The organism is Bacillus sp. GW821-FHT01G09 (genome assembly GCF_059422205.1).
Genome location: NZ_JBWKWL010000004.1, coordinates 415115 through 430289, shown reverse-complemented (window position 1 = coordinate 430289; position 15175 = coordinate 415115). Strand labels below are relative to the sequence as shown.

General features: G+C 40.7%; 21 protein-coding genes and 1 tRNA gene. 17 read left to right on the top strand and 5 right to left on the bottom strand.

All coding sequences use genetic code 11. The features are described from left to right. Positions 1-7 precede the first annotated feature (7 nt). From AC07VD_RS15865 to AC07VD_RS15850, 4 genes are all read left to right on the top strand, one after another. A complete protein-coding gene (locus tag AC07VD_RS15865; protein WP_342819527.1) occupies positions 8-1924 on the top strand; it encodes an LTA synthase family protein in 1917 nt (638 codons plus the stop codon). A gap of 82 nt (positions 1925-2006) precedes the next feature. Next, entirely contained in the window at positions 2007-3137 is a 1131-nt protein-coding gene (locus AC07VD_RS15860) for a M14 family metallopeptidase (RefSeq protein ID WP_348711215.1), read from the top strand. A gap of 67 nt (positions 3138-3204) precedes the next feature. After that, positions 3205-4260, top strand: coding sequence for a YqgU-like beta propeller domain-containing protein (locus tag AC07VD_RS15855; RefSeq protein ID WP_494721807.1), 1056 nt, complete (start codon positions 3205-3207; stop codon positions 4258-4260). A gap of 2 nt (positions 4261-4262) precedes the next feature. Beyond that, a complete protein-coding gene (locus AC07VD_RS15850; protein WP_003230139.1) occupies positions 4263-4577 on the top strand; it encodes an MTH1187 family thiamine-binding protein in 315 nt (104 codons plus the stop codon). Positions 4578-4608: 31 nt separating this feature from the next. Here AC07VD_RS15850 and AC07VD_RS15845 read toward each other — a convergent pair whose 3' ends face one another. After that, positions 4609-4782, bottom strand: a complete 174-nt coding sequence (locus AC07VD_RS15845; RefSeq protein ID WP_003230141.1) for a DUF2759 domain-containing protein — start codon at positions 4780-4782, stop codon at positions 4609-4611. Positions 4783-4938: 156 nt separating this feature from the next. On the opposite strand from AC07VD_RS15845, the gene AC07VD_RS15840 reads away from it, so the two are divergent. Further along, on the top strand, positions 4939-5574 hold the full coding sequence (locus AC07VD_RS15840; protein ID WP_014480263.1) for an MBL fold metallo-hydrolase: 636 nt from the start codon (positions 4939-4941) through the stop codon (positions 5572-5574). A 40-nt stretch (positions 5575-5614) separates the two neighbouring features. On the opposite strand, the gene AC07VD_RS15835 is transcribed toward AC07VD_RS15840, so the two are convergent. After that, positions 5615-5860 (bottom strand): DUF2626 domain-containing protein, encoded by a 246-nt coding sequence (locus AC07VD_RS15835; protein ID WP_003226300.1) that lies wholly within the window; start codon positions 5858-5860, stop codon positions 5615-5617. Positions 5861-6091: 231 nt separating this feature from the next. Here AC07VD_RS15835 and mgsR point away from each other — a divergent pair, with 231 nt between their 5' ends. After that, on the top strand, positions 6092-6472 hold the full coding sequence (mgsR, locus tag AC07VD_RS15830; RefSeq protein WP_003230147.1) for a transcriptional regulator MgsR: 381 nt from the start codon (positions 6092-6094) through the stop codon (positions 6470-6472). A 66-nt stretch (positions 6473-6538) separates the two neighbouring features. On the opposite strand, the gene AC07VD_RS15825 is transcribed toward mgsR, so the two are convergent. Next, a tRNA-Gln gene (locus tag AC07VD_RS15825) sits at positions 6539-6609 on the bottom strand. Between the two features lie 86 nt (positions 6610-6695). On the opposite strand from AC07VD_RS15825, the gene rsbRD reads away from it, so the two are divergent. After that, positions 6696-7532 (top strand): RsbT co-antagonist protein RsbRD, encoded by an 837-nt coding sequence (gene rsbRD / locus AC07VD_RS15820; protein ID WP_015384093.1) that lies wholly within the window; start codon positions 6696-6698, stop codon positions 7530-7532. A gap of 51 nt (positions 7533-7583) precedes the next feature. On the opposite strand, the gene AC07VD_RS15815 is transcribed toward rsbRD, so the two are convergent. Next, positions 7584-8912, bottom strand: coding sequence for a hemolysin family protein (locus tag AC07VD_RS15815; RefSeq protein ID WP_494721808.1), 1329 nt, complete (start codon positions 8910-8912; stop codon positions 7584-7586). A 142-nt stretch (positions 8913-9054) separates the two neighbouring features. On the opposite strand from AC07VD_RS15815, the gene corA reads away from it, so the two are divergent. The 10 genes from corA to AC07VD_RS15765 all read left to right on the top strand — a co-directional run bounded on the left by corA (position 9055) and on the right by AC07VD_RS15765 (position 14610). Then, positions 9055-10008 carry a magnesium transporter CorA gene (gene corA, locus AC07VD_RS15810; RefSeq protein ID WP_032677123.1) on the top strand — a complete coding sequence of 318 codons (954 nt, stop codon included), beginning with the start codon at positions 9055-9057 and terminating at the stop codon, positions 10006-10008. A 1-nt stretch (position 10009) separates the two neighbouring features. After that, positions 10010-10207, top strand: a complete 198-nt coding sequence (locus tag AC07VD_RS15805) for a CBS domain-containing protein (RefSeq protein WP_124058597.1) — start codon at positions 10010-10012, stop codon at positions 10205-10207. Positions 10208-10419: 212 nt separating this feature from the next. Beyond that, entirely contained in the window at positions 10420-11490 is a 1071-nt protein-coding gene (comGA, locus tag AC07VD_RS15800) for a competence protein ComGA (RefSeq protein WP_024573393.1), read from the top strand. Beyond that, positions 11477-12514, top strand: coding sequence for a comG operon protein ComGB (gene comGB, locus AC07VD_RS15795; protein WP_129092528.1), 1038 nt, complete (start codon positions 11477-11479; stop codon positions 12512-12514). Before comGA ends, comGB begins: the two co-directional genes overlap by 14 nt. Positions 12515-12527: 13 nt before the next feature. After that, the gene (gene comGC, locus AC07VD_RS15790) at positions 12528-12824 is read left to right on the top strand and encodes a comG operon protein ComGC (RefSeq protein ID WP_129092527.1); all 297 of its coding nucleotides are present in this window, start codon (positions 12528-12530) and stop codon (positions 12822-12824) included. Beyond that, positions 12814-13245, top strand: coding sequence for a comG operon protein ComGD (gene comGD, locus AC07VD_RS15785; RefSeq protein WP_024573390.1), 432 nt, complete (start codon positions 12814-12816; stop codon positions 13243-13245). The genes comGC and comGD overlap by 11 nt, the downstream gene beginning before the upstream one ends. Beyond that, complete coding sequence (gene comGE / locus AC07VD_RS15780; protein ID WP_123373078.1) at positions 13229-13576, top strand: ComG operon protein 5; 348 nt, start codon at positions 13229-13231, stop codon at positions 13574-13576. Before comGD ends, comGE begins: the two co-directional genes overlap by 17 nt. A gap of 25 nt (positions 13577-13601) precedes the next feature. Further along, positions 13602-13985, top strand: coding sequence for a competence type IV pilus minor pilin ComGF (comGF, locus tag AC07VD_RS15775; protein WP_129092526.1), 384 nt, complete (start codon positions 13602-13604; stop codon positions 13983-13985). Beyond that, on the top strand, positions 13986-14360 hold the full coding sequence (gene comGG / locus AC07VD_RS15770; protein WP_032726157.1) for a competence type IV pilus minor pilin ComGG: 375 nt from the start codon (positions 13986-13988) through the stop codon (positions 14358-14360). Positions 14361-14430: 70 nt separating this feature from the next. Then, a complete protein-coding gene (locus AC07VD_RS15765; RefSeq protein WP_014480252.1) occupies positions 14431-14610 on the top strand; it encodes a YqzE family protein in 180 nt (59 codons plus the stop codon). 41 nt (positions 14611-14651) lie between these two features. On the opposite strand, the gene AC07VD_RS15760 is transcribed toward AC07VD_RS15765, so the two are convergent. Then, positions 14652-14978, bottom strand: coding sequence for a YqzG/YhdC family protein (locus AC07VD_RS15760; protein WP_024573388.1), 327 nt, complete (start codon positions 14976-14978; stop codon positions 14652-14654). Positions 14979-15175: the final 197 nt, after the last annotated feature.

The following is a 15175-nucleotide window of genomic DNA, read 5'->3' as shown; positions in this document are numbered from 1 at the left end:
GGTTGAAATGCGAAAAACGTTTTTTTCGAAGATTTCATTTATGCTGATTGCCATTTTATTGATGTGGCTGAAAACGTATGCTGTTTACAAAACCAGTTTTCATATTAAAATCGACAATCTAACACAGGAATTTATTCTGTTTATCAACCCATTGAGTTTTTTGTTGCTTATTTTTGGCCTCAGCCTGTTTTTAAAAGGCAAAAACAGAAATCGCTACATTATCGCGATGAGCTGTCTTGTCACGTTTGTATTGCTGGCAAATATGGTTTTTTACCGTTTTTACAATGATTTCTTAACAATCCCTGTTCTTTTTCAAACGAGCAATATGGGTGATCTCGGAAGCAGCATCGGAACACTTCTAGAGCCGACAGACCTCCTATTAGCTGTAGATATTGCGGTTTTAATATGGCTTCACATCCGGCAAAAAGCTTTTCAATCGGACATTCCCTCAACGAAAAATGAACGGGCGGCTTATTTTTTGTTCGTTGCTTCTGTTTATTTCTTCAACCTGGGCTTGTCTGAGGCGGAAAGACCTCAGCTATTGACACGCTCATTTGACAGAGAAATGCTTGTTAAAAACATTAGCCTGTTTAATTTTCATATTTACGATGGCGTTCTTCAGTCAAAGCAATCCGCACAGAGAGCGTTGGCAGACAGCAACAGCCTGACGGAGATTGAAAACTACGTAACCGCTAATGCGAAGGATGCCAACAAACGCTTATTCGGCGCTGCAAAAGGAAGGAACGTCATTCTCGTATCCTTAGAATCGACGCAAAGCTTCGTGATTAATGAAAAATTGAATGGAGAAGAAATCACGCCTTTTCTGAATGACTTTATAAAACAGAGCTACAACTTTAATAATGTTTACCACCAAACAGGCCAGGGGAAAACCTCGGATTCTGAATTTATCGTGGACAATTCACTGTATCCGCTTGGACGAGGTGCCGTGTTTTTTACGAATGCGGGCAATCAATATATGGCCGCTCCTGAAATTTTGAAAAACAGCGGATACTATTCAGCGGTCCTCCACGCTAATAATAAGAGCTTTTGGAATCGTGATTTAATGTACGACTCATTTGGATATGATTCGTTTTTTGATATTAACTCGTATGATGTAACTGACGAAAATTCAGTCGGCTGGGGACTGAAGGATAAAGAATTTTTTGAGCAGTCTTCAGAGCTGATGAAAAATCTGCCTCAGCCGTTTTACTCGAGGCTGATTACACTGACGAACCACTTCCCGTTTGATCTTGATGAAGAGGATCAATTGATTGATGAATATGATTCAAGCAGCCAGACGCTAAATAAATATTTTCCGACAGTGCGTTATCAGGATGATGCGCTGAAACGGTTTATCGAAAAGCTGAAGGAAGACGGATTATACGACAATTCTGTAATTGTATTGTACGGTGACCATTATGGTATATCAGAAAACCATAATGAAGCGATGGGGCAGTTTTTAGGAAAAGAAATAACTCCATTTGAAGAGGTACAGCTCCAAAAAGTGCCGCTGGTCATCCATATTCCGGGTATTACTGATAAAAAGCCGCAAACCATTGAAACAGTAGGCGGGCAGATTGATATCAGGCCGACGCTAATGAATCTTTTAGGGATTGATACGAAAGATCAAATTCAATTCGGCAACGATCTGCTTTCAGACGAAAAACTGGACTTTACGGTGCTCCGGGACGGGAGCTTTATCACAGATCAGGTTGTTTATACAGACGGTGCGTGTTATGACAAAGAGACGGGAAAACCGTTAGAGGAGACAAAACAATGTGAAGCATTTGCTGATAAAGCAAAACAGGAGCTATCACTTTCTGATGAAATCATTTATGGGGATTTGTTGCGATTTTATGACCAGAAAAGGCTGGACAATTCGTCAAAACGGAAAGAAAAACAAATGCTTGATCAGGCATCGTAATCACAATGTCTCCCGCGTCAAAGTGAGCGGGAGGCTTTCTTTTTTTAAATATGCTGTCATATAGTAACAAAAAAGGGGGATGATGATGGCGTTTATTACGGTGAAACCTGAGATCAAGAACAATTTGGCCAGAGTGGCGAAAGAACTGAAGATAGACGAGGAATTGCTTAAAAGTGCAAATCGCTCCGCACAAAAACATCAATTGTATTGCCCTGGTTATGTGATAGAGGAGCATAGCGGCAAAGAGCTTCAAACCATTCAGGACATAAAGCGCTTTTTACAGCCTCGGCAACTGAAACTTTCTGATAGCTGGATTGAGCAAGAGAAAATCTATGATGATTCAGCTGTTGAAAAGGAAATAAAGAAGATCATTGATGTTTTTCCGTTTGTCTCATGCCGGGAAATTGGCCGTTCTATACTCGGCAGGCCTATCTGGGAGCTGAAGGCTGGTGGGGAGCATGCCGTAAAAAAGGTCCATATGAACGCGTCATTTCATGCGAATGAGTGGATTACAACGTCTGTCCTGCTAAAATGGTTTAAGGAATACTGTATGTCATTATGCTGCAATTCGCCTTTCTTTGGCTTTTCTCCCATAAAGCTGTTTAACTGCACATCCTTATCCCTCGTTCCTCTTGTCAATCCGGATGGCGTTGATCTTGTTTTAAACGGATCAGAAGTCATGGGAGCCAGAAGAGATGAGCTCGAAAGGCTAAATGAACATCGTCCGAATTTTAATGAATGGAAGGCGAATATAAACGGGGTTGATTTAAATAAACAATTTCCATCATTATGGGAAATTGAAAAATACCGAAAACCGACAGCACCCAGCTACCGCGATTTTCCGGGAATCTCTCCGCTTACGGAGCCGGAATCTATTGCGATGTACCGGCTGATAACGGAGAATCCGCCTGACAGATTGCTGGCTCTTCATACTCAAGGGGAAGAAATTTATTGGGGCTATAAAGGCCTTGAGCCTGAGGAATCTGCTGCCGTCATAAAGGATTTTGAGGAGTTAAGCGGGAACATTTATAAGGGAGTAAGGGATATAGACAGCTATGCTGGATTTCGTGATTGGTTTATTCACCATTACTTTAAGGAAGGGTATACGGTGGAACTTGGAAAAGGCCAAAATCCTTTGCCGTTTCAGCAGTTTTCACACATATATAACGCCACAAACGGCATCTTGTGGAGGGCGTTATTTTTTCATGAGTAACTGAAACTTTTTCTTTTTTCTGCCGAAGCAAATATGAGACAATAAAGATGATCGGAGGGGAATGCTGATGAGATCAGTTTGTTTTATTCTGCTGGCGGTATTGCTGTTTAGTTTATCGGCATGCGAACCATCTCATCAGCAGCAAAAACAGGCATCGGCGGCAAAAGATGAGAAAAAAAACATCATACCGCTTTCCGCGGAAAAAGCGGATGGGGCGGAAGGCTGGCTGAATAACAGCACAATATTATATACTGCGTCTAATCCGACGAAAACAGAGCTTTTTGCATACCGCATCTTTACAGGCAAAGCGAAAAAGCTCTATCAAACGGATGGTCAAATCGTTGATGTTCAAATCAATGCGAGGGAGCAGATGATTCTGCTGCAAATCACACATAGCCAAAAGACGGCAGTGGTTTTGCTTAATGCAGAAGGAGAGACGCTTTACGAAAAAGATTACGAAACGTATGAGCTGGAGGCTGCTTGGAATCAGTATGATCCTTATCAAATGATGGTGACGGAATTCAATGAAAACTGGGATTTCCATACATATCAGGTGAATGCTAAAAAAGACGAATCTTTCTTAAGCCCGGTACAGGTTCCGTTCATTCATTGGACATCCAAAAATACATTTGATTATGTAAAAGAGGGAAGAGACGATAAAACAGGGCCTTTATATACGTTCGATACAGCTTCTAAGACGAAACAGAAGCTTGAGGATGACGTTCTATTCTTCGATTCTTTCCATAAAATGAGTTTTACTGTCAAATCAGCTTCCGGAGGAAAAGGGACGTATCAGTTTAAAACGCCGCAATCAACATCACCTGTTACAGCGAAATGGCCGCTCCAAGCGAAATATACAAGTTTAGCTCCAATGGAGTATGACTATGATGAAGCAGGAGGCCTGTTTTATACATTCAAACAAAGCGGCGATGCATATAAGCTCGCAGCAGTCAATGTAGCATCGGGAGAGACAAAGGATCTTGTGTCTCTGCGGGAAATGGAGCCGATTCAAATATCTCCGAACGGGAAATATGCGTTATACGGCTTTCATTTTGAGCAAATTATTTTATTGAAATCACATGAAACGAAGCAACTCATCATTGATCAAAAGGAGATGAAATAACGATGGCTATCGCAGATGTAACCATTATCCCAATCGGTACTGAAACACCTAGTGTCAGTGCTTACGTAGCCGATGTGCAAAAGATATTAGAAGGATATCAAGCAGAAGGGAAAATCAAATATCAGCTGACACCGATGAATACGCTGATCGAGGGAGAACTCAGTGACCTTTTTGCAGTCATTCAGGCAATTCACGAAGCGCCATTTCAAAAAGGGTTGCACAGAGTGGCAACGAATATCCGCATCGATGACAGGCGTGACAAAAAAACGACGCTTGAGAGCAAAATAGAAAGTGTCAATAAACATTTACAGCCATAAAAATAAACCTGTATCCCATCGGATACAGGTTTTAATGTGCGGTTGGATACCCGCTGTTTATTACGGTCATCACGGTAAACCAGCCAAAGACAAATAAGGTGGCACCGGCTAATAAAAACCCGAGTATATTTTTATTTCTAACAGAACGCAAGACTCCCCATAAAGCGAAAAGAGCGACAAGGCCGAAAATCACGACAAGTAACATAACACAGCCCCCTTTACATTGAAAAACCTGCAATTCTTTCCAGTTTTATTCTACCTGTTTTTTATAGGTTTGTCGATAGCGTTTTCATTGCGATTGTTTGAATCTTTTTTAAAAAACCCTCATAATAAGAGCATAAAAAAGAAAGAGGTGATAATAGTGAAATGGAGACGAATGCCAGTAGGGCCGATTCAAGCGAACGCATATTTTCTCATCAGTGATGATCAATGCCTGATTTTTGATCCGGGCGGCGAGGGACATAAAATCAATCAATACATAAAAGAAAAAGGGCTGACGCCTTTAGCCATTTTGCTTACACATGCCCATTTTGACCATATTGGGGCGCTTGATGAAGTGAGAGAAAAATGGGATATCCCTGTTTACCTGCATCAAAATGAAAAAAATTGGCTTACGGATGCTTCTTTAAACGGCTCCGGCATGCTGCGAGGGATAGAGGTCACAGCTAAGCCTGCAGATCATCTAATTGAAGGCGACGGTGAGTTGAATATCGGGCCGTTTCATTTGGAAACATTATTTACGCCGGGGCATTCACCAGGCAGTGTGTCTTACTACGTGAAAGATGCAGACTTGGTCATTTCCGGAGATGTTTTGTTCCAAGGCGGTATAGGACGTACGGATTTAATAGGCGGCGATCAAGAGACACTGCTGACGTCCATTCATGAAAAACTGCTTACGCTTCCGGAACACACGCTGGTGTTAAGCGGCCATGGACCTGAAACAGACGTACTGACTGAGCAGGACCAAAATCCGTTTTTAAATGGATTTTCATTGTAAAAAAAAGAGACAAACCGATAAGGTTTGTCTCTTTCTGCATTTAATGGCCTCCGCCGCCGGGCACCATAATAAAAATTGAGTAATATGTAAAGCCGGCGAAGAAAATTGTTAAATAAGCGCCAAAAATATAAATATACATGCGTTCGGTTAAGTTCAAATACGATAGAAACACAAATAAGATCGTCTGTCCAAAAAATAAAAGGGAAGCATCTTTCATATCACCTAAATAAAACATGACTGCAAAAATTCCCGTCCAAAATCCTAACACCCGGAACATGCGATTCATTTTTATCCCCTCCCGAGAGTCCCTCTGACTGTTATTATAATAGATCACACCTAGAAATGTAAACATTTTCATTATTAATATACAAATGGAATTTGTCCCTTTGATTGTGTTTACTATTGTATGAATGTTTTTTAAAAAATAATCCGAAAAAAGTTCTGTAAATGGTTTAAATGAAAAATGATCCGGGTAGTTATTCTACAAAGAGATGGTTAACTGAGGAGGAAAAAACGAATGGAACAACAATTAACTTTTTACTCATATCCAAGCTGCACGTCATGCCGAAAAACAAAACATTGGCTTAAAGCACATCAAATTGAATTTAACGAACGGCACTTATTCAGAGAAACCCCGACAAGAGAAGAATTAAAGTACATTTTATCGTTAACGACAGAAGGAATTGATGAAATTTTGGCGACAAGAAGCCAGACTTTCAAAAATTTAAATTTAAACATTGAAGAAATGACGGTAAATGAGGTGCTGGAACTTTTAATCGAAAAGCCGAAGCTTTTGCGACGCCCGATTCTAGTAGACAACAAAAAGCTAGTGATTGGTTATAACCCGGGAGAACTGTTGAAGTTATCGAAGAAGAAAACGGTTCATCAATCTGCATGATGAAAAACCGAAGATCCGCTGATTTATACGAATCAGCTTATCTTCGGTTTTTCACCTGTTCAGAAACTGGGCTAGCTGGATTCGAACCAACGATCACGGAGTCAAAGTCCATTGCCTTACCGCTTGGCTATAGCCCATTGAATGTAAACATAGTATGTGTAAAGGCAGACGCGTTATACATATATAGCGTACATTTTTCAAAAACAGGAGGTAACTCATTAAGATGATAGCTCTTGATCAGCACTTAACAGAGCACAAAGAAGATATCACGCAACAATGGCTGGAAGTTTGTACGTCAAAAGGCAGCTGGCTGTATTCAGCGAAAGATCAGCAAAAATTAGAACAAAAGTTAAAAGACCAGCATGAATTATTGGTGACCATCGTAGCAAAATCCCTTAGAAAAGAAGACGTAGAGGATGAGCTCAACAGGTGGTCTCTTCAATGCGCCAGAGACCGTGCCGTTCATGAAGTGACGGTAACAGAAAGTGTCGGCCAGTTTAACACCTTCAGGCACATCATGTTTGAATGGATTCAGAAATTCAGCGAAGCTTCTTCTCAAGACATCAGCATTCAGGATTTTTATGAGTGGAGCCGGATCTTGAATCAAAACATTGATGAGATCATTGAAGTGTTTACAGAAGAATATCACCAGGTGACCATGATACAATTAAACGCGCAAAAAGAAATGATTAATGAATTGAGTGCGCCGATTATGCCGATTACTGATGGAATTGGGATTCTTCCGCTTGTCGGTGAAATTGATACGTACAGAGCGAGGACGATTTTGGAGTCTGTGCTGGAGCAGTGCTCAGCGTTAAAGCTCTCGTATTTATTTTTAGATATTTCGGGCGTTCCTATCGTTGATACCATGGTAGCCTATCAAATTTTTAAAGTGATTGACAGCACCAAATTGCTCGGCATTGAGACGATTATTTCAGGAATCAGGCCGGAAATTGCCCAAACTGTCGTGAAGCTGGGTCTGGATTTTTCGAATGTGAAAACCGAGCAAAGTCTTGCTAAAGCCCTGGCCAATAAAGGGTTTAAAATAAAAGAGTGCTGATGCCTTTGCCATGTTTATCTGAAAGATAGCAGCTGAACAGCCTTTCACGGGCTATTCAGCTTTTTTAACTTCTATAAATAAAATGTGATGGCTGTTGATGTCTTTTACCTTAAAAGAGTAGCCATCATGTTCTATGGTACTTTCAGGCTCAGCGTCTATGTTTTGTGTCAAAAACCAGCCGCCCAAGGTGTCTACTTCTGCGTCTGATAAATCGGTTCCAAGCAGGCTGTTAACATCGCTGATTAATAATTTTGCATTTAACAAGTAATGATCCTTTCCAAGTTTGCGGATATGAGGCACTTCATCCGCATCAAATTCATCACGGATTTCTCCTACAATTTCCTCGATAATATCCTCGACAGTGACCAAACCGGACGTCCCTCCATATTCATCTATGAGGATCGCCATATGAGTGCGTTCCTTTTGCATTTTCAGCAGTAGTTTATAAATAGGAATCGTCTCAATGACATGGATAACGGGCTGTACGAAAGGTTCAATTTGATGCTTCTTGATTGAAAAATCTTTCGTCAGCATGGAAAACAGCACTTCTTTCATATTAATCACGCCAATGACGTTATCTTTATCCTCTCTTACAACCGGGTACCGTGTATATTTTGTTTGCTTGACTGTTTCCTGAAGATTTGAAATGGAGTCTTCATCTAGTGACAAACTAACCATTTCATTTCGCGGCACCATAATTTCCTTTGCCATTCGTTTATCAAAGGTGAAGATATTATTCATGTACTTTAATTCACTTTTTCTGATCTCGCCGCTTTTATAGCTTTCAGCCAATAGGACCCGAAGTTCTTCCTCTGTATAAGCCAGCTCATGCTCTGATGCCGGCTTCAGCCCAAACACTCCTGTAATCAATCGGGCAGAGTGGTTCAACAGCCAAATGAATGGAAACATGATCTTATAAAACCAAATAAGCGGTTTAGCGAACAACAAGGTAATGCTTTCTGCTTTTTGAATGGCAAAACTCTTTGGCGCCAGTTCCCCAATAACGACATTTAAATACGTAACCGCTAAAAATGCGATGACGAGTGAAAGCAGGTGGGTAAGCGATTCATTTAAGCCTGCTTTATGAAAAAGCGGTCGAAGCAGAGTTTGCACAGTCGGTTCCCCAAGCCATCCCAGACCTAAAGCTGCGACTGTGATGCCCAGCTGACAGGCTGATAAATATTCATCAAGGTGAGTGATGACATGCTTTGCCGCTTTAGCACCTTTCTTTCCTTTTGCGACAAGCTGATCAATTTTGGACCGCCGCACTTTTACGATTGAAAATTCTACGGCAACAAAAAATCCTGTTAACAAAATGAGAATAGCGACTGCTAGTAAATTGACAAATTCCAAAACAACTGCCTTCTCCAAGGAAGGCATGCACCTCCCTTTTCCGATGTCTTTCTACATTCCATACCACCTGAAAATGCTCATAAAACATGTGTTGAAGCGGCAGACTGGTTTAGTGACGCGGTTATTGGGCAATTAAAGAATAAAGAACAAAAGTTTGGAGGATCTTGACATGAAGGCACATTCAGGAAAGGATTGGTTTTGGTACCAAATGGGGCCTCAAGAAAGAAGTAAGGCAAGAGATCTAATCCATTTTTCTCACTGGCCTCAGTGTGAAAAGTGGTTTGAAAATAACCACCACGTTAATTTTTTGCGGGTAGATACAACTGATACGGAAAATGAAGCGGTATTTGGGTCGATTGTTTATGATCAGGGGCTTGGTGAAGAAAAAGACCATACTGTTTTTCACTTTTATATCACCAGACAATATTTTTTTACAATCAATTTTGACTTTTCGATTTTGAGAGAGATTAAAGGAAAAGAAGTTGTCCGGCAAATGGAAAGAGCGGACAATGCGATAGAGGGGTTTTTAATTCTTCTCGGCGAACTAATGAATGCGTATTTAATCGGTGTTGATGAATTTGAAGTAAAGCTGAGAAAGCTCAGATGGCAGATTAAAGACGACAATAGCAAAAGCATTTTAAACCGCGTCCATCTCCTGCGCCATGAACTGATGATTTGGAAAAATTTAATATTAAGCGCCAAAAAAATTGAAATGGCGTTGAAAGAAACCTTTTTACCTCAAAATGAAGAGAAAAAGGATTATCAGCGGACACAACTGAAAATTGATAGGGGATTTACATACATCAGCGAATTTGAAGGGGAGCTTAACAATCTGCTGCATTCAGAGGAAGTCATTACCTCACATAGGGGAAATGAAATTGTAAAAGCACTGACCATTTTTACGACGCTTTTTACGCCGATTACAGCTCTGGGTGCCTTATGGGGGATGAACTTTTCAGTGATGCCGGAACTGAATTGGAAATACGGATATCTCTTTTCTCTCTTATTGATTGTCACATCTACAGTTCTGATCTATCTCTATTTGAGAAAAAAAGGCTGGACGGGAGATATGCTGCAGGAGCGGAAGAAGAAAAAGAAACCTCGAAAAAGGCGGACTCTATAGGATGTTTCATATTTTGTGCAGCGTGCCCCGCTTTTTCACCAGACATATCAGGGTGACCGGATACGATGTCAAGGCGCTTATGGCAGGGCATCAAATCCGCAGTTTATCGATTCTTGAAAATGACCAAATGACCGGTATTGTTGCATTAGGCGACCTTTCCGTTGAAAAAGATACTGGTCAAAAAGCGAAAACAGCATAATGAAAATGGACCTCAAGCAGGCATGGTGACCATGTCTGCTTTTTTATTATTGGGAAAATTATAATGAAAGGGGCACATTCAGTTGAAAGTTTTTTTTCTTGCCAGAAAGAATTGTTTTTTCAGCATATAACATCTCTCAAAATCACGTTTTCCCTGTTTGATTACCGTTTCTTCTTTTTCTACAATATGCGTTGAAAGGAGAGGGAATCAAATTGGATTCAATAGAAAAGTTAAGCAAAAACTTGATTGAAGAGGCATATCTAACAAAGGCTTCTGATATTCACATCGTGCCGAGGGAGCGGGACGCTATCATTCATTTTCGGGTCGATCATGCCTTGCTGAAAAAAAGGGACATGAAAAAAGAAGAGTGCGTAAGGCTGATTTCACATTTTAAATTTCTTTCAGCAATGGATATAGGTGAAAGGCGAAAGCCGCAAAACGGTTCGCTTACGTTAAAGCTGAAAGAGGGAAATGTTCATTTAAGAATGTCAACGCTGCCCACAATTAATGAAGAAAGCCTCGTGATCAGAGTGATGCCCCAATACAATATCCCTTCGATTGATAAATTGTCGCTATTTCCGAAGACAGGAGCCACATTACTCTCGTTTTTAAAACATTCCCATGGCATGCTCATTTTTACCGGGCCAACTGGTTCAGGAAAGACTACCACATTATACTCTCTCGTTCAATATGCAAAAAAACACTTTAATCGAAATATTGTCACATTAGAGGATCCTGTTGAAACAAGGGACGAAGATGTTCTTCAGGTTCAGGTGAATGAAAAAGCCGGTGTAACTTATTCCGCAGGTCTGAAAGCAATTTTGCGCCATGATCCCGATATGATTATTTTAGGTGAGATCAGAGACGCGGAAACAGCTGAAATTGCGGTGCGGGCAGCGATGACGGGACATCTGGTACTGACGAGCCTTCATACGAGAGACGCAAAGGGCGCAATTTACAGACTGCTTGAATTCGGTATCAATATGAATGAAATTGAACAGACTGTCATTGCAATAGCGGCTCAGCGCTTGGTTGATTTGGCTTGCCCGTTTTGTGAAAACGGATGTTCATCAGTGTATTGCCGACAGTCACGAAATACCAGGAGAGCTAGTGTTTATGAGCTTCTATACGGGAAAAATCTTCAGCAATGTATCCAGGAGGCAAAAGGAAATCATGCAAATTACCAATATCAAACGCTTCGTCAAATTATCAGGAAAGGAATTGCGCTCGGCTATTTAACGACAAACAACTATGACCGGTGGGTTTATCATGAAAAAGATTAGAAAAGTCTGGTCATTAAAGGATCAAGCCAGGTTATTAAAGCGGCTCGGTGAAATGACTGCGGGGGGATATACGCTTCTGGATGGATTACGCCTGATGGAACTTCAGATGAATAAGAGGCAGGCGGCTGACTTGACTGATACGGTCACTTGTTTGAGGGAAGGGGCTCCGTTTTATCAAGTACTAAAGAGTTTGTCATTTCATAAGGAAGCCGTAGGTATTTGTTATTTTGCTGAAACACATGGTGAACTGCCTGCTTCCATGATCCAGAGCGGAGAGCTGCTGGAACGAAAAATTGCACAGGCAGACCAGCTGAAAAGAGTGCTGCGCTATCCGCTTTTCCTCATATTTACGGTCGCTGTCATGTTTTATATGTTACAGTCCATCATCATTCCTCAGTTTTCCGGTATCTATCAATCGATGAATATGGAAACCTCACGTTCAACCGATATGCTTTTTGCTTTTTTCCAGCATATTGATCTTGTGATCATTTTGCTGGCTCTTTTTACAGCAGGTATCGGGATTTATTATTGGCTTGTGTTTAAGAAAAAATCACCTGCCCGGCAAATGCTGATTTGTGTCAGGATTCCTTTGGTTGGAAAGCTTGTCAAGCTGTTTAACAGTTACTTTTTTTCTTTGCAGCTAAGCAGCCTTTTAAAATCAGGCCTCTCAATTTATGACAGCCTTAATGCATTTAAATATCAAACGTTTCTCCCTTTCTACCGCTGCGAGGCTGAACAATTGATTGAACGGCTAAAAGCCGGTGAGTCAATTGAAGCCGCTATTTGTGGAAGCCCTTTTTATGAAACTGATTTTTCAAAAGTCATATCTCACGGCCAGCTGAGCGGCCGATTGGATCGAGAGCTTTTCACATACAGCCAGTTCATATTGCAGCGGCTGGAACACAAGGCGCAAAAATGGACAGGCATTCTTCAGCCAATGATTTATGGATTTGTTGCAGCGATGATCTTACTTGTGTATTTATCTATGCTTGTGCCTATGTATCAGATGATGAATCAAATGTGAAAGGAAGAGGCTGATGAATGAGAAAGGATTTACACTTGTTGAAATGTTAATCGTGCTCTTTATTATTTCGATCTTGCTTTTAATTACGATACCGAACGTCACGAAACATAATCAAACCATTCAAAAAAAGGGCTGTGAAGGCCTACAAAACATGGTTAAGGCACAAGTGACTGCATTTGAGCTTGATCATGAAGGACAAACTCCGAGCCTTGCCGATTTACAGTCAGAGGGCTATGTGAAAAAGGATGCTGTCTGTCCAAATGGGAAGCACATTATCATCACCGGCGGAGAAGTTAAGGTTGAACATTAAATTAAACGAGGAGGAGGGGTTTACCCTTTTAGAAAGTTTGCTTGTGTTAAGCCTTGCCTCTATCCTCCTGGTGGCCGTCTTCACTACACTTCCTCCTGCTTATGACAATACAGCTGTCCGACAGGCAGCAAGGCAGCTGAAAAATGACATTATGCTCACACAGCAGACTGCTATTTCCCGTCAACAAAGAACAAAAATTCTCTTTCATAAAAAAGAATATCAATTAGTCATTGGTGATACGGTTATTGAACGTCCGTATGCAACGGGACTTTCTATAGAACTGCTGACATTAAAAGACCGTTTGGAATTTAATGAGAAAGGGCACCCGAATGCAGGCGGAAAAATACGAGTAAAAGGCCATGCCGTTTATGACATAACAGTTTATCTAGGGAGCGGGAGAGTCAATGTGGAGAGAAAATAAAGGTTTTTCTACAATAGAAACAATGTCTGCGCTAAGCCTGTGGCTGTTTGTGCTGCTGACAGTCGTCCCCTTGTGGGACAAGCTGATGGCTGATGAAAAAATGGCGGAATCACGAGAAATCGGCTATCAGATGATGAATGAGAGCATTAGCAAATATGTCATGAGTGGTGAAGGAGCCGCGTCAAAAACGATTACAAAGAACAATCATATCTACGCAATGAAGTGGGAGGAGGAGGGCGAATATCAAAACGTATGTATCAAAGCCACAGCTTATAAAGAAAAATCATATTGCCTCAGCATCCTGCAGACAGAATGGCTACACGCTTCTTAACGTATTATTTTCGCTCTCAGTCTTTTTGCTCATATCAGGATCGTTAGCTGCGATTTTCCATCTGTTTTTGTCTCGACAGCAGGAACATGACGGTTTCACACAGCAAGAATGGATGGTTTCGATAGAACAGATGATGAATGAATGCAAGGAGTCACAGGCAGTTAAGACAGCCGAGCATGGGAGCGTGTTAACCTGCACCAATCTTTCCGGGCAGGACATCCGTTTCGAAATTTATCATTCAATGATAAGAAAAAGAGTGGATGGCAAAGGGCATGTTCCGATTTTAGATCATATTACTGCCATGAAAGCTGATATTGAAAATGGTGTTGTTTTGCTGAAAATTCAGAGTGAGAACCAAAAAGTGTATCAAACTGCTTTTCCAGTCTATTCGTATTTAGGAGGGGGGTGAATGTATCGTACAAGAGGGTTTATTTATCCAGCTGTTCTTTTTGTGTCAGCGCTTGTGCTGTTAATCGTGAACTTTGCTGCTGCTCAATATATTTCACGCTGCATGTTTGAGAAGGAAACAAAAGAGTTATACATAGGAGAGAATTTGCTTCAAAATGGTACGCTTCTTTCGATTCGGCACGTTCTAGAGAAACGGAAAGGCCAGGAGGGTACGCAGCAATTTCCATATGGACGGGTTTCTTATTACATTCATGATACATCGATAAAAGAACAAAAAGAAATCAACTTAAGAGTGTCAACGGAGTCGGGAACAGAAAGAACTGCACAGATCGTGTTTGATCAAAAACAGAAAAAACTGCTGAGATGGACAGAATAAAACAGTGTAAAGGGTATAAAAAAAGTCATGTGAGACAACACTCATAATAATTGAATGATGAGGTGATCACGTGAAAACGAATGATTATGTTAAATATATGACGCAGCAATTTGTCAAATATATAGATACTCCGAGAGATGAGCGAAAAGAACGAAAAGAGGTGCGGAAAGAAACAAAAACGCCTGCTTCCCAGCAGTGGTTCGGTATTTTACCCTATGGCTTCCGACTTTGGCTGAAACGGAAAAAATAACCGCAAATAAACGAATAAGGTCCTTAAAAAAATGGAGGACCTTATTGATATTCTTCTAATATGGCGATTTTATTGACCTTTTGGCTATAAGGATCAAATGAAATCGTCACAAAAACGCCGAATTCTTTTGACCCTTCCCTTAGAGTTAAATGGTATTGCTTCACTGCTTCATCTTTTCTTTTACGGTCCCATACTTTTTGTTTGAACAGTACCTGTGCGAGCGGGTACCTTTTTTTTGCTTCTTTTACAGCAATCTCTTCCCATTTGGACATGTGGCGGGCGGTTATAAGCGGTGTTTCTTCTGCGTGAGCGGCTGTGGTGCCAAAGACGAGAAGAGATAGACAAATCACACATTGTTTGATCATCATGCTGTCACCCTTTCTTTGTTTATTATTACCAAATAATAATGGGATATGCATTTAAATTCTCACATAACAATCCCAAAAATTTCAAAAAAATTGAAAAAATGAGCAATACTGAGCAAGACTTTGTAATATGATGAAAACATTCTTTTAAACGAACGAAATGAGCGATTTCGGTGTTTTTAAATCTATAAATCGTTGAT